The 18,245-nt window shown below is 41.5% G+C and carries 24 protein-coding genes and 1 pseudogene; 10 read left to right on the top strand and 15 right to left on the bottom strand.

Annotated elements, in window-relative coordinates; genetic code table 11:
• Nucleotides 1-356: 356 nt before the first annotated feature.
• Nucleotides 357-1,607, top strand: a complete 1,251-nt coding sequence (gene gltP, locus NSQ25_RS02870; protein ID WP_024425437.1) for a glutamate-aspartate/proton symporter GltP — start codon at nt 357-359, stop codon at nt 1,605-1,607.
• Between the two features lie 35 nt (nt 1,608-1,642).
• Here gltP and NSQ25_RS02865 read toward each other — a convergent pair whose 3' ends face one another.
• Both NSQ25_RS02865 and NSQ25_RS02860 read right to left on the bottom strand, forming a co-directional pair.
• Complete coding sequence (locus NSQ25_RS02865) at nt 1,643-2,662, bottom strand: S66 peptidase family protein (protein WP_326136014.1); 1,020 nt, start codon at nt 2,660-2,662, stop codon at nt 1,643-1,645.
• Nucleotides 2,663-2,724: 62 nt separating this feature from the next.
• Nucleotides 2,725-3,599: pseudogene (locus NSQ25_RS02860) on the bottom strand (DMT family transporter).
• Between the two features lie 297 nt (nt 3,600-3,896).
• Between NSQ25_RS02860 and NSQ25_RS02855 the strand changes: the two are divergent.
• Together NSQ25_RS02855 and NSQ25_RS02850 are read left to right on the top strand one after the other, a co-directional pair.
• Nucleotides 3,897-4,622, top strand: a complete 726-nt coding sequence (locus tag NSQ25_RS02855; RefSeq protein WP_041116816.1) for an AzlC family ABC transporter permease — start codon at nt 3,897-3,899, stop codon at nt 4,620-4,622.
• Nucleotides 4,619-4,945 (top strand): AzlD domain-containing protein, encoded by a 327-nt coding sequence (locus NSQ25_RS02850; protein WP_034284067.1) that lies wholly within the window; start codon nt 4,619-4,621, stop codon nt 4,943-4,945. The genes NSQ25_RS02855 and NSQ25_RS02850 overlap by 4 nt, the downstream gene beginning before the upstream one ends.
• Nucleotides 4,946-4,981: 36 nt before the next feature.
• On the opposite strand, the gene NSQ25_RS02845 is transcribed toward NSQ25_RS02850, so the two are convergent.
• Nucleotides 4,982-5,644 carry an O-methyltransferase gene (locus NSQ25_RS02845; protein ID WP_326136016.1) on the bottom strand — a complete coding sequence of 221 codons (663 nt, stop codon included), beginning with the start codon at nt 5,642-5,644 and terminating at the stop codon, nt 4,982-4,984.
• 148 nt (nt 5,645-5,792) lie between these two features.
• The gene (locus NSQ25_RS02840) at nt 5,793-5,978 is read right to left on the bottom strand and encodes a CsbD family protein (protein ID WP_034284069.1); all 186 of its coding nucleotides are present in this window, start codon (nt 5,976-5,978) and stop codon (nt 5,793-5,795) included.
• A 126-nt stretch (nt 5,979-6,104) separates the two neighbouring features.
• Here NSQ25_RS02840 and NSQ25_RS02835 point away from each other — a divergent pair, with 126 nt between their 5' ends.
• Complete coding sequence (locus NSQ25_RS02835; protein ID WP_326136017.1) at nt 6,105-6,656, top strand: GNAT family N-acetyltransferase; 552 nt, start codon at nt 6,105-6,107, stop codon at nt 6,654-6,656.
• Between the two features lie 4 nt (nt 6,657-6,660).
• On the opposite strand, the gene NSQ25_RS02830 is transcribed toward NSQ25_RS02835, so the two are convergent.
• The gene (locus NSQ25_RS02830; RefSeq protein ID WP_326136018.1) at nt 6,661-7,248 is read right to left on the bottom strand and encodes a LysE family transporter; all 588 of its coding nucleotides are present in this window, start codon (nt 7,246-7,248) and stop codon (nt 6,661-6,663) included.
• A gap of 109 nt (nt 7,249-7,357) precedes the next feature.
• On the opposite strand from NSQ25_RS02830, the gene NSQ25_RS02825 reads away from it, so the two are divergent.
• Nucleotides 7,358-7,921, top strand: a complete 564-nt coding sequence (locus tag NSQ25_RS02825) for an XRE family transcriptional regulator (protein WP_034284073.1) — start codon at nt 7,358-7,360, stop codon at nt 7,919-7,921.
• 33 nt (nt 7,922-7,954) lie between these two features.
• Here NSQ25_RS02825 and NSQ25_RS02820 read toward each other — a convergent pair whose 3' ends face one another.
• From NSQ25_RS02820 to NSQ25_RS02795, 6 genes are all read right to left on the bottom strand, one after another.
• Nucleotides 7,955-8,248: a hypothetical protein gene (locus NSQ25_RS02820; RefSeq protein ID WP_041116804.1), complete on the bottom strand. Its 294-nt coding sequence runs from the start codon at nt 8,246-8,248 to the stop codon at nt 7,955-7,957.
• A 350-nt stretch (nt 8,249-8,598) separates the two neighbouring features.
• A complete protein-coding gene (locus NSQ25_RS02815; protein ID WP_024425426.1) occupies nt 8,599-9,651 on the bottom strand; it encodes an LLM class flavin-dependent oxidoreductase in 1,053 nt (350 codons plus the stop codon).
• Between the two features lie 17 nt (nt 9,652-9,668).
• Nucleotides 9,669-10,292, bottom strand: a complete 624-nt coding sequence (locus tag NSQ25_RS02810; protein WP_061110612.1) for a nitroreductase family protein — start codon at nt 10,290-10,292, stop codon at nt 9,669-9,671.
• Nucleotides 10,276-10,749, bottom strand: a complete 474-nt coding sequence (locus NSQ25_RS02805; RefSeq protein WP_041116800.1) for a MarR family transcriptional regulator — start codon at nt 10,747-10,749, stop codon at nt 10,276-10,278. The genes NSQ25_RS02810 and NSQ25_RS02805 overlap by 17 nt, the downstream gene beginning before the upstream one ends.
• Nucleotides 10,750-10,857: 108 nt before the next feature.
• Nucleotides 10,858-11,400, bottom strand: a complete 543-nt coding sequence (locus NSQ25_RS02800) for a dihydrofolate reductase family protein (RefSeq protein WP_034284082.1) — start codon at nt 11,398-11,400, stop codon at nt 10,858-10,860.
• Nucleotides 11,401-11,478: 78 nt separating this feature from the next.
• Nucleotides 11,479-12,030 carry a TetR/AcrR family transcriptional regulator gene (locus tag NSQ25_RS02795; protein ID WP_070326730.1) on the bottom strand — a complete coding sequence of 184 codons (552 nt, stop codon included), beginning with the start codon at nt 12,028-12,030 and terminating at the stop codon, nt 11,479-11,481.
• 149 nt (nt 12,031-12,179) lie between these two features.
• Between NSQ25_RS02795 and NSQ25_RS02790 the strand changes: the two genes are divergently transcribed.
• From NSQ25_RS02790 to NSQ25_RS02780, 3 genes are all read left to right on the top strand, one after another.
• The gene (locus NSQ25_RS02790) at nt 12,180-12,803 is read left to right on the top strand and encodes a GNAT family N-acetyltransferase (RefSeq protein WP_326136020.1); all 624 of its coding nucleotides are present in this window, start codon (nt 12,180-12,182) and stop codon (nt 12,801-12,803) included.
• A 68-nt stretch (nt 12,804-12,871) separates the two neighbouring features.
• Nucleotides 12,872-13,267: a VOC family protein gene (locus NSQ25_RS02785; protein WP_024425420.1), complete on the top strand. Its 396-nt coding sequence runs from the start codon at nt 12,872-12,874 to the stop codon at nt 13,265-13,267.
• Nucleotides 13,264-13,803, top strand: a complete 540-nt coding sequence (locus NSQ25_RS02780) for a GNAT family protein (RefSeq protein ID WP_326136021.1) — start codon at nt 13,264-13,266, stop codon at nt 13,801-13,803. The genes NSQ25_RS02785 and NSQ25_RS02780 overlap by 4 nt, the downstream gene beginning before the upstream one ends.
• Here the strand turns inward: NSQ25_RS02780 and NSQ25_RS02775 are convergent.
• Entirely contained in the window at nt 13,800-14,069 is a 270-nt protein-coding gene (locus NSQ25_RS02775; protein ID WP_034284090.1) for a YesK-like family protein, read from the bottom strand. The two genes, NSQ25_RS02780 and NSQ25_RS02775, sit on opposite strands and share 4 nt — an antisense overlap.
• 41 nt (nt 14,070-14,110) lie before the next feature.
• Here NSQ25_RS02775 and NSQ25_RS02770 point away from each other — a divergent pair, with 41 nt between their 5' ends.
• Nucleotides 14,111-14,584, top strand: a complete 474-nt coding sequence (locus NSQ25_RS02770; protein ID WP_326136022.1) for a GNAT family N-acetyltransferase — start codon at nt 14,111-14,113, stop codon at nt 14,582-14,584.
• On the opposite strand, the gene NSQ25_RS02765 is transcribed toward NSQ25_RS02770, so the two are convergent.
• The 3 genes from NSQ25_RS02765 to NSQ25_RS02755 form a co-directional block, all read right to left on the bottom strand.
• On the bottom strand, nt 14,576-15,364 hold the full coding sequence (locus NSQ25_RS02765) for a GNAT family N-acetyltransferase (RefSeq protein WP_326133507.1): 789 nt from the start codon (nt 15,362-15,364) through the stop codon (nt 14,576-14,578). The two genes, NSQ25_RS02770 and NSQ25_RS02765, sit on opposite strands and share 9 nt — an antisense overlap.
• Before the next feature lie 140 nt (nt 15,365-15,504).
• The gene (locus NSQ25_RS02760; RefSeq protein WP_034284096.1) at nt 15,505-16,707 is read right to left on the bottom strand and encodes a tetracycline resistance MFS efflux pump; all 1,203 of its coding nucleotides are present in this window, start codon (nt 16,705-16,707) and stop codon (nt 15,505-15,507) included.
• Nucleotides 16,708-16,738: 31 nt separating this feature from the next.
• On the bottom strand, nt 16,739-17,344 hold the full coding sequence (locus NSQ25_RS02755) for a TetR/AcrR family transcriptional regulator (RefSeq protein ID WP_326136023.1): 606 nt from the start codon (nt 17,342-17,344) through the stop codon (nt 16,739-16,741).
• 423 nt (nt 17,345-17,767) lie between these two features.
• Between NSQ25_RS02755 and NSQ25_RS02750 the strand changes: the two genes are divergently transcribed.
• Complete coding sequence (locus NSQ25_RS02750) at nt 17,768-18,220, top strand: helix-turn-helix domain-containing protein (RefSeq protein WP_034284102.1); 453 nt, start codon at nt 17,768-17,770, stop codon at nt 18,218-18,220.
• Nucleotides 18,221-18,245: the final 25 nt, after the last annotated feature.

Genomic DNA, 18,245 nt, shown 5'->3' with positions numbered 1-18,245 from the left:
TTAATTATCTTAACATATCGTTTTTATTAAGTCAACATCTTTTTGAAATTTGTTTGCCGCATGTGTGTGAACGTCTGTGTTTCAAATACGTCATCAGCGACGAATAAAAATATACCATGAATCATATAAAAGGGTCAATACATTTTTCTAAAAAAGTTTCATGTTTTTTAAAATTGATTTTTTCTTAGATCAATAGACATGTAATAGCCCTATTTTCTTCTCTTTCTTCATAATTCCAATGATTCTTAAATAAAATCTTTCTAAATACAAAGGAGGACAAAACATGGCCACATAGAATTTTTATTTATTGGAAAATTCTTAATATTTTTCCAAGCATTTAAAGGAGGTAAGAGATGATGAAAAAGTTTATCGCTTTTCAAATCATGATCGCTTTGGTGATAGGAGCTCTTATCGGCCATTTCTTCCCTGACTTCGGAATGGCCCTCAGGCCAATTGGAGATGGATTCATCAGGCTGATTAAAATGATCGTTGTTCCAATCGTGTTCTCTACCATTGTTATTGGTGCAGCCGGCAGCGGCGGCATGAAGAAAATGGGCAGCCTTGGATTAAAGACGATCATTTGGTTTGAGGTCATCACAACCATTGTTCTTGGGATCGGGCTATTATTGGCAAATGGGCTAAAGCCTGGCGTTGGCCTCGATTTCTCTAAATTAGCTAAGAAAGATATTGGGGAATTAGATGGTTATACGGAGAAGGTCGTTGACTTTAAACAAATGGTATTAGATATCATTCCAACCAATATCGTCGATGTTATGGCTCAGAATGATTTACTTGCTGTCATTTTCTTCGCCATCTTATTTGGTGTAGCGGCAAGCGGAATCGGTAAAGCCTCTGCTCCTGTTCTCACCTTCTTTGAATCAGTGGCACAAATTATGTTTAAGCTCACACAGATGGTGATGGTGACAGCACCTATTGGGGTTCTTGCATTAATGGCTGCTTCTGTCGGCCAATATGGCATTGTTTTATTAATCCCAATGATGAAGCTTGTCGGAACAGTATTTTTAGGATTATTCATTATTCTCTTTGCTTTATTCCCTCTGGTCGCACTGATCTTCCGTTTTAACTACTTCGAAGTATTAAAAATGATTTGGGATTTGTTCCTTGTTGCCTTCTCTACTACGAGTACTGAAACTGTCCTTCCTCAATTGATGGAACGAATGGAGAAATACGGGTGTCCAAAAAGAATCGTTTCCTTTGTGATTCCATCTGGTCTTTCTCTCAATTGTGACGGATCAAGTTTATATTTATCGGTTGCCTGCGTATTTCTTGCACAAGCGTTTGGTGTCGACATGAGTCTGTCACAGCAGCTTTTAATGATGCTTGTTCTTGTGTTAACGAGTAAAGGTATTGCAGCTGTGCCATCCGGTTCACTCGTTGTTCTTTTGGCAACCGCTCATGCTGTCGGTCTTCCCGCAGAAGGCGTTGCCATCATAGCCGGTGTTGACCGAATTATGGATATGGCACGAACAGGCGTGAATGTTCCAGGGCATGCCGTTGCATGTATTGTTGTATCTAAATGGGAAAAAGTATTCCGTGAGTCGGCGTGGGAAGTTCCAAAAGCAGGTGAAGAAACAAAAGGGATGTAATGTGATATGAAGGAAAGGGTTCGCCCTTTCCTTTTTTATGCTAAAAATGTTTGCTTTAGTACGGCTTTTCCTTGAGGATGCAGCTGTACTTCTGCATATGCCCCATTAATCAGCGTCATTTGCGGCGGGACATGCCCACAATCTATGTCGTAAAAAATGGGGATTTGTAATTCCTTTTGTAATTCTTCATATACATCCTGATACTGATACCCTTCAACAGGCACATCTACTGCACTTCTCCCAAACATCATACCTGAACAGTGATCAAACCACCCTGCTAGTTTTAATTGAACAAGTGATCTCTTCACGCTTGCAGCATTTAATTCACAGTTTTCGAAATACCAGAGAATTGGTTCATCTTTTATGAATATTTTCTGAAAAGTTTTGACGTCCCCATAAGGTGTCCCTGCTAAATGACGTATGACATCAATGCAGCCACCCAGCAGTCTTCCCTTTAACATCTTTTCTTGTTGATCAACCGTATGCCATGCAGTAGATTCTGTTAAATGAAAGACATGTTTAATCGGATCGTCACGCTTCCATTCCTTTTGATACATAGATGAAGAAAACTGGCTTATGGCCATTTCCCCTTTTGTTGAAAGCACCTCTTCCCACATGACAGTCGTTTGATCAAGCTCTTCTCCCTGAAGATCTACTAGGTTCGGCCCATGCGCTGTAGCAATGCCTGTTTTTAATGTCAACGCCAGCAGGAGTGCACTCGTATCTGAGTAACCAAGAATCCACTTTTTCTTCATCGATGAGAAATCGAGGTGCTCTAACACTTCCATAAGCAGCTGTCCTCCCCATGGCGGGATGATGTGGTCAATCTCCTCACATGTCATCATGTACTGAAGTTCGTTTGCTCGTTCTATCGCAGGGGCAGATTTTGCCTTTTCCTGATGCCAGACCGTCTCTCCACATATAACATCATAGCCTCTATTTTTCATTCGTTCACATGAAAGCTGAAACATGTCATGCAAAGATGGATGTACACCTGAGGAAGGTGCTGTAACGCCAATTGTTTGTCCTTTTTGCAAATACGGAAATTGTATCATTGTGCTTCCCTACCCTCTCTCATTTATAAAGAAGATGCCCCTGTTAGAAGGGACATCTTCTTTTATTCCTTTTGACGCAGTACAGTATAGACTCCTGCAAAGATACACAGAATCCCAATGAATGAGCGTATCCCCATCTCTTCACCTAAAAGCAGCCAGCCAAGAGCTGTCCCTACGATCGGTTGAAAGAAGAAGAACAGACCGCCGCTCGAGGCATCCATCAATTGAAGCCCTCTATTCCACAAAAAGAATGCTAGAGCTGTTGAGATGATGCCTAGATAGAGAATACCGCCCCAAATCTCTGGCTTGGCCATCTGCTCCACATCTAGATGAGGTAAACGAAATAAAGCAGGTGGTGTTAAGACAATGAATGCAATTATGATCGCATATGTGGTCGTCACGACTTGAGGGTTTTTTTTGGAACTCGTTTCAGCAAAACAGACATCAGCGCCCAAGTTAAAGCAGCGAAAACTAAAGAAAGACCGCCAACAAATTCATCTGTCTGTACTGCAACTGGTCCAATCATGAGCCATACACCTGCTGTCGCAAGCAGGATGGATGCGCACTTTCGAACAGTCATGGGTTCTTTTAATAGAAAGAACGCAAACAGCACCATAAAAGCAGGGGTCGCAGATGTAATCACAGCCCCCATTTGTGCCGACGTATACATGGTGCCGATTTCTTGGGTCACAATTGATAGGAAATTTCCGATCAATCCGATCATGACAATAAGCGGGATATCTTTTTTATCTAATCGAAAGGAATAGCCCAAGCGCCAAATGGTGCACACCAGCACGATTCCTGCTACAGCATATCTCATCCATACAAGCTCAAGCGGCGGAACCACCGCTACTGTTACTTTGACAACAACGTACATGCCGCCCCAAATACTTGCAGCGATTGCTAGGTAAAGGGCGCCTATATATTTTTCCTTCATCTTTTCCCCTCCGTTACTGGATATATTGATTGCCATATCCACAAACGGAGATCACTCTCCGTTATGGACGGAGGGCGTTTGGTACATCATGTTCAAATAAAGGCTTCCATAGCATTGTCGTCACCTCATTTGTTTTTATTTTCAGACTACTTTATAACAAATTCTGGTTGACTTCAATCCTTTTTTGTCACCATTTTTCTTCATATAATAGAAGATAAACGGGTATTGACATGCTGAATTCGTTTTCATATAGTAAGTAAAACTATTGGTGGCCACGGAGAAAAGGAGTAGAGGACGTTGGATATTGAAGCGAGGAAACATATTCCCAGCACGGAACATGAACCGTTTCTTGAGGGAATAAAAGATTGTGTGCCAACCCTGCTCGGTTATATGAGTATTGGGTTTGCCTTCGGAATTGTTGGGATTAGCGCACAGTTAAGTATATGGGACATTGCGCTTTTATCGATTTTTATTTACGCAGGTGCTTCACAGTTTATTATCTGTGCACTGCTTGTGACAGGGAGTCCCCTTTCTGCTATTATTTTCACCACATTTATTGTGAATCTGCGTCATTTATTGCTCAGCCTGACGCTTGCTCCTCATTTTACACGCTACTCTGTGAAACAAAATATTGGGTTCGGTCTTTTGCTGACTGATGAATCCTTCGGTGTAGCGATGAATAAATTAGCGCAGCAAGGAAAGCTGAATAACAGGTGGATGCACGGACTGAACATAACAGCGTATTTATGCTGGATTGCAGCCTGCATACTTGGCGGCATTTTTGGACACTGGATTTCAAATCCTGAAGCGCTTGGTCTTGATTTTGCTTTATCAGCGATGTTTGCCGCACTGCTAGTCCTTTCGTTACAGACAGTACCCAAAAATAAGTTAACTCATCGCCTGTCGCTTGTGTTGTATATGGTCGTTGCCATGTTTGTTCTGCTTCATTTTGTTCCATCACATGTGGCTGTTCTCATAGCTACTGTACTTGTCGCAACCATTGGGGTGGTGACAGATAAATGATCAGCAGCTTTATGTTATGGCTCATTGTTGGTTGTATGATCGTCACCGTCATTCCGAGAGTCGTACCCTTTATATTTGTACGGAGTATTCAGCTGCCTGAAGTGGTGCTGAAATGGTTATCGTTTATTCCTATTTGTATCTTTGCAGCTTTGATTGCAGAGCATCTCTTCATCCATACAACAACAGGCACAGGCGTCACTATCCACTGGATGTATCTGGCTGTCTTGACTCCTACTGTACTCATTGCTGTTTGGACAAAAAGCTTGTCACTTACTGTTCTTGTCGGCGTCATGCTGATGGGCACTGCTAGATGGTTTTTCTAAAAGAAAAAGCTTAACCACATGTGGTTAAGCTTTGTTTCATTTGACGATTCCGTATACAAATCCATCATAACCTTTTTCCCCAACAGTTTGAATCGCTGTTGCCTCTATTCTCGGCTCTTGTTTGAGTAAATCGAAAAATTCACGAGTTCCTTGTACTCGTTCATCCTCATCAGAGTTATGAAGGACTGCACCATTTCTGACGACATTGTCTGCAATAATGACTGTTCCCTTTTTCGAGAAATCTAACGCCCACTTCAGATATTTCGGATTGTTCGGTTTATCTGCATCAATGAAAATGAAATCGAATGGAAGCGCAGCCTTCTCTTTTAACTGAGATAACGTATCTAATGCCTCTCCTTCCAAAATGCTCACCCGTTCTGATAAGCCCGCTCTGCTGATGTTTTGCTGTGCGATCTGTACATGATGGCTGACAACCTCTAACGTGATGAGTTCCCCATCATCTTCAAGAGCACGAGCCAGCCAAATAGTACTGTATCCACCGAGTGTCCCGATTTCTAAAATGCGCTTTGCATTCTTCATTTTTGCTAATAAATAAAGCATTTTCCCTTGGGCTGGTGACACATCAATTTCTGGCAGACCCGCTTGCTTATTATGAGTAAGGGTTTGCTCCAATACATCATCTTTAGGGATCAGCTTGTCTGTGATATACTCGTCGACTTTCTCCCACACGTGCTCCATTTCATCCATCTCCCTTGATTATGTCTTCTCTCTCAAGTCTACATGATGATCGTGAGAGCGTATAATCAATTCTTTTCACATATCTATTCATTTTTTTGATGAAAGACATGTGATGAGGAATACATGAAGCAACCTACTAGTTTCGGTTCTACTCGTTCAGCTTATTTTTGACATCCCCTTTTTTATCTTGAAGCTTTCCTTTTGCTTGATCCTTTTTCCCTTCTGCTTTCAAGTTTTGATGATCGGCTGCTTCACCAAGCTTTTCTTTGACTTGACCTTTGACTTGATTTGTTTTTCCTTTCGCTTTATCCATATGTCCTTTTTCTTTACTCATTTGTTCCACCTCCACGTTTGATACTATTCATTTAGCCTTTTTGAAAGATACAAAACATCTGAGTGTGCGATGTACACGTTTCAGGTATGATAGACATACTGGAAAGAAGGGTGGGTGTTCTCATTAATGATCATCTCTAAAAAGATATTCACAGTTCGTGGGTTGACCTATCATATTCGGTCCGCTTCAGCGGCTGATGCCAAGCAGTTATCAGCTCTCAGACTGAAAATCGATGGTGAAACAGAATATTTAGACCGTGAACCAGGCGAAGCCTTTCTTGATGAAAAAGCATTTGAGGCTTTGATTCAAGAGGATACTAAACAAAGCCGGCATTTATTTTTGGTCGCTGCTATTGAAGGAAAAATTGTCGGTTTTTCAAGATGCGAGGGCCATTTACTCAAGCGATCTGCTCACAAAGTGACATTTGGCGTCGCCATCCAGAAAGATGCTTGGGGCTATCACATCGGGAAAGAGCTTTTAGCCGCTTCGATCGACTGGGCAGATCAGCAGGGTATTCAGAAGATGTCACTTCAAGTGCTGGAAACGAACAAAAAAGCCATTCGGTTATATGAGAACCACGGCTTTTTGATTGAAGGCGTATTAAAAAACGATAAACGGCTGAGTGACGGATTATATTATGATACTGTTGTGTTGGGCAGACAGCGGCCAAGCTCCTGACTACTTACATCACATAGCCCCATATCATTGAAATCGCACTGTATATCAGAAGCAGCCCCATCACATACTGGAGCGGTTTTTCGTAAGCAGTCAAAAAACGCTTATACAAAGAGCCAAATAAGCTCCAGCTGAATGTACCGAGAAAGCCAATGAGTGCGAGAATCAGCGTCCATATGACATACTGCATATTAGATTGTCCATATGGCAAAACAAATGTTGAAATCACAGTCAATCCATACAAGATCGCTTTTGGGTTGATAAATTGCAGCATCATACCAGGGATAAAATGATTGTAGCGATCAAGTGTTTCGTCATCCCCGCCTTTACTTTTCATGATTTTGACCGCTAAATAAATCATGTATGCAGCTCCGATGAACGCCATGACCCAGCCTATTTTCGGCATCACTTGATAAAGAATAATATTAAAGAAACAGCTCAAACACAAAATAACAAGAAATCCGATACCCACACCTAAACAAAATCGAAATGTTTGCTTGACCCCATATTTATTCGTAAAGACCATGGCCATGATGTTGTTGGGCCCTGGGGTAAAGCTGCTAACAAAAGCATAAATCAACATAGATACAATCAAAATGACACCTCCCTTATACGTTATATAGACTTTAATTACTTTATTACGTATATTGCGTTTTATTGTAACGTTCGGTCTTTATAAAGTAAATAGAGAAAGGAGTTTTTTCATGGAAGACGTACAATCGATTATTTCTAAAAATGTGAGGCTACTTAGAGATCAAAAAAAATTGAGCCTCGAAAAGATGGCAGAATTAACTGGTGTCAGCAAGACGATGATTGGACAAATTGAAAGAGGAGAATCGACCCCTACCATCACGACTTTGTGGAAAATCGCCAACGGATTAAAAGTATCTTTTAGTGAGCTCATTCACTCACCGCAGCCTGAAATCAAGGTAGTACGCAAGGAAGATGCACAGGTTTTAACTGAGGACGACGGACGATATCGTGTGTACACGACTTTTCCTTTTGATAACCGGGGGAAATTTGAAATGTACCGAGTGGAAATTGATCGAGGCGGGTCGCTTCGTGCGAGTGAACACATTGGGGGAACAGAGGAATTGATCACTGTTTTTGAGGGAGTCCTTGATTTATCCATTGGTGATGAACAATACACCTTAAAAGCCGGAGACTCTATTCGTTTTAAAGCGGACCGGACGCACACGTATCAACAAACCGGGGAACAAATGGTCCGAATGCAAATGATTCTTTATTATCCTCATGAAAAAAGCTGACAGGCTTGTCCACCTGTCAGCTTTGCGTTTTATTTAATTAAATCCCGGATCGCGTACCACTGTTCCAGTAAATGTGACACTATATTTTCCTAATCCTAATTCTTTAATAGAGGTTTGTTTTAAAATCCCCACCCAGCCATCCTCTGCATATACAATACTTTCTGGGATGTTTGATGTCGTATATGTTCTTGTTACTGAAACAGTTCGACTGGCCTGAGCCGTTATTTCACTGTTTGTTCGCTCCTTTGCTTCCACTGGAGCAGTTGTGACCCCAGCACCCGTTAAGACAATTGCTCCAACCAAAACAGAAGACATGACCTTTTTCATAAAAAAATCCCTCCCTTTTTTGTTGAACGTATAAACTATACCATAATTTAGAACTTTTGTAAGTTTATTTTTTCATTCTTTTGAAAATTATGATATCATTGTCTTATGCTGGATAGAGCGTGTTACATACTTCTATGCTTTTATCCTCATCTCAATCTAGTGAAACAATTGTGAACGGAGGTGATTTCATGAAAAAATGGCTCATCTGTTTTCAACTTGTTTTCCTCTTCACTTTGACGACCACACCATTTGCTTCTGCCGCCTCATGTCCTACAGTGAAACCATGTGTCATTGATCCTTAAGCATAAGAAAAAGCCGATCAAGCCTATTCTCTTGATCGGCCTTTTTATTTATTTTTGCTCTGCTTCCCAGCGGGCAACCTCTTCTCTTACTTTAGGAGCCACTTCTTTTCCAAATAGCTCAATGGCTTTTAGCACTTGATCATGCGGCATTGAACCAACCGGTACATGAAGCATAAAACGTGTGATGCCTACATTTTTTCTAAGGTGAATAACTTTCTCTGCCACGGTATCTGGATCTCCTACATACAGCGCGCCTTCTAAAGTTCTGGCTGCATCAAACGTAGAACGAGTATAAGGTCCCCAGCCTCGCTCTCTCGCTAATGTGTTCATCACATGCTGTGTAGATGGGAAGAATTGATCTGCTGCCAGGTCTGTTTCTGCCGCAACAAATCCATGAGAATGTGATGCTACAGTTAATTTCTCAGGGTCATGTCCAGCGTGCACTGCCGCTTGCTTGTACAGCTGAACGAGCGGTGCGAACTGTCTAGGACTTCCGCCAATGATTGCGAGTACAAGCGGTAACCCTAGTAATCCAGCACGTACAACAGATTCACGGTTACCTCCACTGCCTATCCAGATTGGAAGCGGATCTTGAACAGGTCTTGGATACACGCCAACATCCTGAATGGATGGGCGATGCTTTCCGCTCCAAGTGACACGCTCTGACTGCTGTAATTTGAGCAGCAAATCAAGCTTTTCTTCAAATAATTCTTCATAGTCATCAAGGTCATAGCCAAAGAGCGGGAATGATTCAATAAATGAACCACGGCCTGCCATAATTTCAGCACGTCCGTTTGATAGTCCATCCAGCGTTGCAAAATCCTGAAATACACGAACAGGATCTGCTGATGAAAGGACCGTCACTGCACTTGTCAGACGAATATTTTTTGTTTGTGTGGCTGCAGCCGCTAAGACGACAGCTGGATTCGATGCGGCGAAATCCTCACGATGATGCTCACCTACGCCAAATACATCGAGACCGACTTGATCTGCTAAAATAATTTCTTCTACTACTTCTCGAATACGCTGTGCGTGACTGACTGTTTTTCCTGTTTGAAAATCAGGTGTTGTTTCGACAAATGTACTAATTCCTAGTTCCATGATGGGAACCCCCTGTCTTATAAATATGTCACAAATTCAGAAACTGGCTTTCTGTAGCCTCTCGCTTGTCTGCTCTCTAGTTTTTCTTTTCCGAGTGTAATCATTAACACAGGAACCAAATCTGATTGAATGTTTAATACCTTTTTCATTGCTTCGGGATCAAAACCGATCATCGGGCAAGTATCCCAGCCTTTATTTTTAGCCGCAAGCATAAACAGCATGGCAGATAATGAAGCATTGCGGATTGCCTCTTCCTTCTGGAAATCTGCTCCTCTCTGCTCATAAAAGCTCACGGTCTCTCTGACCATTTCTTCATATTGCTGCGCATTGATAATGCCTAGCATTTTTAGGCCTTCATATATGTTCCCTGCGTGCTCATAAGCATTTGGATCTCCGAGTACGATGATCGCTGCTGAAGCAGAGTGCACTTTATATTGTCCAAATGCCGCTTCTCTTACTTGTTCTTTCAGCTCTTCTGTTTGGACGACAACATATTGTGTGTGCTGTAAGTTAAAAGCGGATGGTGCCAGCTTGACCTCTTCAAATATGCTGTTAAGCTCTTCTCTCGAAATCGAGATATTTGGCAAAAAATTTGATGCGGATCGTCTTTCACGTACCAACGTATCAAAGCTGAGTGTCATCTTGTTTCCCCTTTTCGCGAAGTTGTTTTGCACCTAAACCGATTTTTTTCAGTAATTCAATGAGCTGCTCTTTTTCTTCTTTTTCAATAAAGGCTAGATTTTGTGAAATGACCTCTGTGTGTTTAGGGAAAATGTCGTCAAACAATTGCTTCCCTTTTTCCGTCAGCCGTACATGAAAGACCCGCTTATCTGAAGGCGCACATTGCCTTTTCACCAGTTCTTGTTTTTCTAGTTTGTTCACGACATATGTCATGCTTCCACTTGGGATTGACAGGATGTCGCTAATTTTTTGAACAGGCTGAGGCCCTTTACTGTAGAGCAATTCTAGGATTTGAAAGTTTTCAAATCCGATATCATAACGTTCAATGTCTTTTTGGATATTTGTAAAAAGGGCTTGATAGGCTTTCATCCACACGCGGAATAGCCTTAAATCTAATTCATGATCATGCTGCACCATGGCAACTACTCCTTTTTCAAGAAATCCTAAAACTAGGATAAATTTATCCTAACACTAGGATATTTTCTTGTCAACGAGTTTATTTCATAAAAAAAAGACCACCTTGGTTCAGTGATCCTCTTCTTTTAAGATAAAATGCATTTCAGCAATTTGCTTGTATTGATGTACTCCCTGTAATGAAAACCTAGATTCCAGATCCGCCGGTGAAAATAGAGGAATTCCTCTTCCAATCATGACAGGTACGATTTGAAGAAAAAGCTCATCAACCAATCTTGCTTGTATGAAAGATTGAAGCAGTCCCCCGCCGCCGACAATCCAAATATGCCGGCCTGTTTCATTCTTTAATTTTTTGACAAATGATAAGATATCTTCGCGAATGATATGCGTTCCTTCCAAACTGTCTTGTAACGTACGTGACATGATATAACAAGTCTTTCCTTCATAAGGAAACCCATCTGGTGACAGCTGAAGCACTTGTTCATATGTATTGCGCCCCATGATCAGCGTATCGACTGACGCATAAAAGGTGTCATAGCTCGTTTCTTCTTCGCCCTCTGTCCCTATCAGCCAATCGAGGCGGTGATCCTCTCTCGCTAAATATCCATCGATACTCATCGCCCCATAAAAAAGCAGCTTCCTTTTCTCACTCAAACCCACCACTCCCTTTCTCTGAATAAGAACATACATTCTATTCAATTGTATCAGAAAGGAAAGACAAAGGATACATGTTTACGATTCCTGTTCCACCTTGACGAGTAGCTCATATAATTTATGCGCGAGCTTGCCGGCATCAATGGTCATTTCTTCATGAATCCATTCCTCGAGTACACCCACGACACCAGACACGACAAAAGAGGCCTCGATTTGTTCATTTTCTGTAATCGGCCGCTGATCATGCTGCCACTCTTTCATGATTTTTTCTTTGAAAAATGCTTTGAATTGGTTTGTCGTTGGGCCATTTGGTTTTACAAATAACGTCAACATATATTGATTCTCTTTCAAGTACTCCGTCGTTTTGTTTAAAAAGGAAAGCATATCAAGAGGGTCCTGACTTGGAAAGGTTTCATCATATAATCCCCCGAGCTGATCGAATAGTTCTTTCTCAAGCTGTTCATATAAATCAAACACATCTTGATAGTGCAAATAAAAGGTTCCCCTGCCTAAATCCGCTTTCCTTGATAGCTCTGATACCGTAATCTGCTGCACTTCCTTTTCCTTTAACAGCTCAAGAAAGCTTTCCCGAATGGCTCTTTTTGTTTTGATTGTTCGTCTGTCCTTCATGACATCCCCTCCATTGCTGAACAATCAGGCGCCGAATGTCTATTTATGAACAGGATTTCATCCATTGCCGATGTTCGATTGGTCTACTTCTTATTATAATCAACACATGTTCAATAATCTATATGTGTTCAGTAAAGGAGGACCATCATATGTTTCATTTCAGACTTGCTAGAGAGGATGAACTGCCTCAAGTGGCAGAGTTGTTAAATGATTCGTTTCAGGACTATTCATTTTTTGACCTATTATGTGAAAAGGTCAAAAACCGGTCTGCTTTCGCTCGTCAGCTGCATTTGGTCAATACAAAGGTGTATTTTCAGCATCAAATCTGTTTGGTCGGGGTTGAGAACGAAAAAATTGTGACTGCTGCCCTTTTAAAGCATCCGCGTCTTCCTGAACCAGGCGTCATGGATTATGTGCTGTCAGGTGGGTTAAAGCTGCTCTTCACTGGCGGTATATCGGCGATTCAGCATGTGTTCCGTGTGTTAAAGGAGGCGAAAAAAGCATGTTCTTCCTTAAAGCAGCCTTACTGGTATTTAGAAGCACTTGTCGTGGCAAAAGACGAGCAAGGAAAAAAACTCGGAAGCCGCATGTTAAGGCAATGCCTTTTTCCCTTTATCGCCCGGCAAGGCGGCGGACTGTTCACACTGATGACACACAACGAGGCCAATCGTCATTTCTACCGGAAAAATGGCTGGATGGAGTTTGATGAAAGGGTACTGCGCGGAAAGGAAATGTCCTTGGAAAGCTGGAGCTATAAAACCGTGATTAAATAAGGTATCCTCGTCAGGTGATGATATAATAGAGTCAGTTCAATCAATGATCATACTTGGAGGAGAAACTGATGATACGACGACTTGATCATATCGTGTTGACTGTACAACATATGGAGGACACCATTCGCTTTTATACAAACGTATTAGGGATGAAGGAAGAAACTTTTGGTGAAGGCCGTAAAGCGCTTCGTTTTGGTTTACAGAAAATCAACCTTCATGAAGCTGGTCATGAATTTGAGCCAAAAGCGGCTCATCCTCTTCCTGGATCTCATGATTTGTGCTTTATCACCGATTTAGACATGGACAGTTTGCTGCTGCACCTCCGGAAGCAAGTGGTCCCCATTGAAGAGGGGCCGGTCAGACGCACCGGTACATTAGGTCCAATTGAATCTGTTTATATCCGTGATCCTGATCTGAATTTAATTGAAATCTCTCGATATATAGAGGAGGGTGATCCGTCATGACTCGTATATTTTTGAGACCGATTGAAGAGCAAGATTATCCTGGTATTCAAAGAGGATGCCAGCATGCAGAGACACTTTATATGACTGGCACACGCAAAACGTTCACACTAGAAGAAATCCGCTCCGCCTATACCCGCTTTTTGCAAGATGACAGCAGACGAGATTTCGCTATTTGTCTGCTAGACACGAAAGAGATGATTGGGGATGCGGCGATTGTGGACATTGATCCATTCAATCATACGGCAAGCTTCCGCATTGCGCTTCACGGGCCGGAGCATTTTCAAAAGGGATATGGCACTGAAGCGGTTCGGATGGTTCAAGCATTTGCCTTTGACACATTAGAACTCAACCGTCTTGAGCTTGAAGTCTTTTCCCACAATCCAAGGGCCTTTCGAAGCTATGAGAAAGCCGGATTTCAATATGAAGGAAAAAGACGCCAAGCGCTCTATTTCAACGGTACATACTCAGATGTCATCATCATGGGCATCCTTCGTGAAGAATATAACCACATGATGAATACAGATGCTCCTGTTTAAGAAAAGTCGTCTTTTTTAAAAAATTGAATCCCAGTGACGATGATTAAACAAATAATGGAAGATAGAACGATAGAGACACTCGCTAGACTAAGCGCCATGCCTTCCCATCTTCCAATAAAAAAACTGACAATCAATAAAACCAAACCAAATAAAATCAAGCATATAGGGACAATGAACCCCGCATGGCGCTGCCGGCGTCTTTTCCCTGCCCACCATGAGAGACACAAAACAACGATTGTAAAAAAGGCGGTTTGCAGCCAGAACATGTGATATCAACTCCTAACCCATAACAATGGAGGTACTTCAAATGAACATTAGACCCATTGAGCAAAAAGACAACCCGTATATCGCAGCGATTATCCGCAGCTCACTAGAATCAGCGAATCTAGCGATTGAAGGAACAGCCTACACTGACCCCCAACTTGACCAGCTTTTCGAATACTATCAATCATTGACTCATGCAGCCTATTGGATTGCTGAAGAGCATGGTGAGATTGTGGGCGGTATAGGGATTGCTCCATTTACAAATGGAGTATGTGAATTACAAAAGCTTTATTTAAGTCCAAAAGCACAAGGAAAAGGTGCGGGCAAAAAACTGATGGATACGGCGCTGGAATATGCCTCTACATACTATGAAACGTGTTATTTAGAAACCCGCCGGGAATTAACAGCGGCTATAGGCCTTTATCAGCGGTATGGCTTTTCTCTTCTTTCAGAACCGCTTGAAGGCTCTGAGCATTCTGCAATGGATGCTTGGTATCTCAAAACCTTCTCATCTTGAACCATAAAACAATCGATAGGTTTTGAGCCTCTGAAAGCCTAACTTCTCTGCTAGTTTGATTGAAGCTAGGTGATGGACATCGCAATCCCAATGCAGTGTCCTCTTTTTTTCAAGACAGATGCTGATCATATGCTGAGCTGCCAGCAGTGCCAAACCTTTTCCTCGATATGTTTCATCTGTCCAAATATCTATCTCCGCACGATCCTTACTTGAAAAAATAGAGACACATTCACTTACCACGTTCTCTCCATCTAAAATGGCAATCCCGATTCCCTTTGATAGAAAACGAGCTGTTTCTCCCCAATAGGCTTCGTAATAGCTGGGAGGAAAAGTCCTGCTTGCAGTCATCACCTGCTCATTTGTCCGCTCTACTCTATAGCCTTGATGAGACTGAGTGGCATGAGAATATGCCTGTGAATAAACGTACGCATGTCTTTCCATTTCATTCAGATGTGACCCAAGACATTTTTTCATCATCGCATCTGTTAATGGATTTGCTGAAAATATGGTAAATCGGCCGTTTTGTCTTTTCTGCCTTTCGTACACATCCACGATAAAGGCTGAGGAGCGTAACAGCTCCGCTTCACTCCTTCCTGCTACATAATAAATGCCGCATGAAGCTTCGAGAAAATAAACAAGCGGATGCGCTTCATTATCTACATAAAGATGCCCTTTTATGACACCATCCATGACCGCATCTACAAACACTGGATATGCCGGATCGATCTGCCGAATTCCTTTTTTCATTGATGGTGTCTTTTGCCGTTCTAAGAAATGCACGATTTCTCCTCCTTCCCTTCCATTATAAAGAAAAAGCTGCTGACATTCAGGTCTCTTTTCAGCAAAATGAATTCTTCTGCATCAATAGCGCAATTTAAAAAAGAGACCTTAGTTAAAAGGTCTCTTACTTCTGCATGACATTATTCTGCCGCTGCCTCTTCTGACACTTTTCCCTTCCAAATCAGGGTTAAGCCTAATCCAAGAAATAAGACAACACCTGCGAATAGAAATGGGAAGTGAATATTTTGGTCAAATAAGATGCCGCCAAGTGCCGGCCCGAAAATCGTACCTAGGCTTGTGTAGGTGGAGTTCATTCCTGCGACAAATCCTTGCTGGTTGCCAGCGATTTTAGATAAAAAGGTCGTTAATGCTGGACGTAATAAATCAAAGGCAAGGAAAATGACACATGTGACAATCAGAACAACCAAAAAGCCTGAAACAACAGTTGAAACGAAAGCAAGGACAGCCCCGATAATCAGACATAGCTGAATGACTCTTTTTTCTCCTAGGGCATTTACCAGTTTACCAAACACAAGTACTTGTATGATGACAGCCACAATCGAGCTGACGGTAATGATCACGGCAATATCTTTTGGACCAAATCCAAACTTATGATTTGTGAACAAGCTAAAGACTGTTTCATATGCAGATAGTCCAAATGCGAGGACAAACACAATGATAAAGGCGATGAGGTAGCTTGGATGAATTGATTTTTTCAAATCTTTAAAGAAAGTCGATTCTTTCACTTCATTCATTTGCTTCGCTCGCTCTTCTTTTGTTAAAGGCTCCTTCAGCATAAACATAGACGAAATAACGGCAATAAACGCAATCCCTGCCGCAAAGAAGAATGGCAGGCGTACGCCGTATTCTGCAATAAACCCGCCAATTCCCGGGCCAATGATAAAACCGGTACTAATGGCCGCAGAGACATAACCCATCGCCTTTGATCTTTCTTGAACGGTCGTAATATCTGCGACATACGCAGTGACAGCTGGCATAATAAATGCCGCACTAATACCGCCTAGAAGCCTTGCAACATACAGAACATACACGTGTGTACCAAGACCAAAAACGAGTTCTGATAATGCGAATAGAAACAGCCCAGACACAATCATAATCTTTCTTCCGTAGCGGTCTACCCATCTACCTGCAATAGGTGATGCGATGAGTTGAGCAACGGCAAACGCCGCCACAAGGTACCCCATTGTACTTCCTGTTAGATGCATGACATTCATGAATAGCGGCATGACAGGAATAATGAGACCGATGCCTAAAAACGCAATAAATATATTACTTAATAAAATAACGAGTACTGCTTTTTGCTCACGAATCGGTTTTTGCATGATGTTTGTTTCCCCTTTACTGACTCACTTGTTACTCATGATGGTTGATTCCGTGAATAAACAATGAGATCGCCTCTTTTTGTAACTCTTTTTTCTGCTCGATGGTGTCATTTTTATATAACACGTCTAATCCATAAAAAACGGAAAGTAATATTTTCACTTTTGACTCCACATGCTGGATCGTCCAGCTGCCATCTTTGTTTCCTTCAAGTAAGATATCTCTCATCACATCATCAAAATCGACATCAATCTTGTTCAGCCGTTCCATGACTTCGTCTGATGTAAAGGCACTGGCACAAAATTCCTCACTCGCTCTCATTAATGGGTAGTTAATGCCCATTTGACTGAGCAGTTCTGCAAACCCGGCAAGCTTGTCGATAGCTCGGTTCAGTGTTTTCTTCTCCTCTTGCCACGTTTCCATCATCAAACGATGATCCTCTTCCATAATATGAAGAAACAAAAACTCTTTTCCTTTGAAATGATGATAGAGATTGCCTTTACTCACCTCAGCAGCCTCTAAAATATCGCGCACGGATGTTTCTGAATAACCTTTTTTTGCAAATAAATCACGTGAAGCGGTGACGATTTTTTGCTTCGTCTTCTCACTCTTTCCAGCCCCGCTTTGTGTACTTGTCATGTGTCACAATCCCTTTCTACCCTGCATTTTTTCATGCAGACTAAATAAAACCGACCAGTTGGTTTATTTTTTTAATTATAAATGGATTTTCCTTATAATACAATGAAAAAGTCATCGACTTCATAAGGAGTGATCCATGTGAAAACAAACAAAACAGTCATTTGCGCTATCACCAAAAAGGACTTATATGTATTTTTCTTCTGCGACCTTTTCATGGCTACTTTGGTGTACTACGTGTTCAAATTCAAACCAACCACATTTTATGAATGTGCAGGGGTCATGGGAAGTATACTATGTCCCTTTTTAATGAAAAAATGGATATACCGGTGATTTCCCTTTTAAGTGTAATCCGTCATTCATTTAACTTTTCTTTATATTTAACTTCACTTAACTATAAAGATTGCCTATAATAGAAGAGAGGTGATGTCATTGGATGAGGAAATCATTCATTACGGTAAAAAGATCATTGAATACTCGAATGCTCTAGGCTCAATTTATGTAGAAGAGTATCAACGATTTTTAAAACATGAGTATGCAGATTTATCAGCCAAACAAGAGCTGACGCTTGAGCTGCTGCGCACGAAAACGAGAACAATCAATGAATTAGCTGATTACTTTTCAATTTCTGCCAGCGCAGCTAGCCAGCTTGTATCAAAGCTTGAGCAGCTCGGCTATGTCAAACGAGAAATTAATCCACATAACCGAAGAGAAATCATTGTTGATTTTGCTCAAAAGGGCCATGACTACCACAAGAATACGGAAGACATTCAATTGCACCTTATTCAAAAATATTATGCAAAGCTTCCAAAAGAAGATTTAAAAACATTACTATCTCTATACGAAAAAATCTATCAGATTGCGAAAGAAGCACCTTAATACGGTGTTTCTCTCACTGATATTT

Origin of the sequence: Bacillus sp. FSL R5-0512 (assembly GCF_038593295.1) — a bacterium.
GTDB lineage: Bacteria > Bacillota > Bacilli > Bacillales > Bacillaceae > Bacillus > Bacillus safensis.
This window is presented reverse-complemented; position numbering and strand designations above follow the sequence as displayed.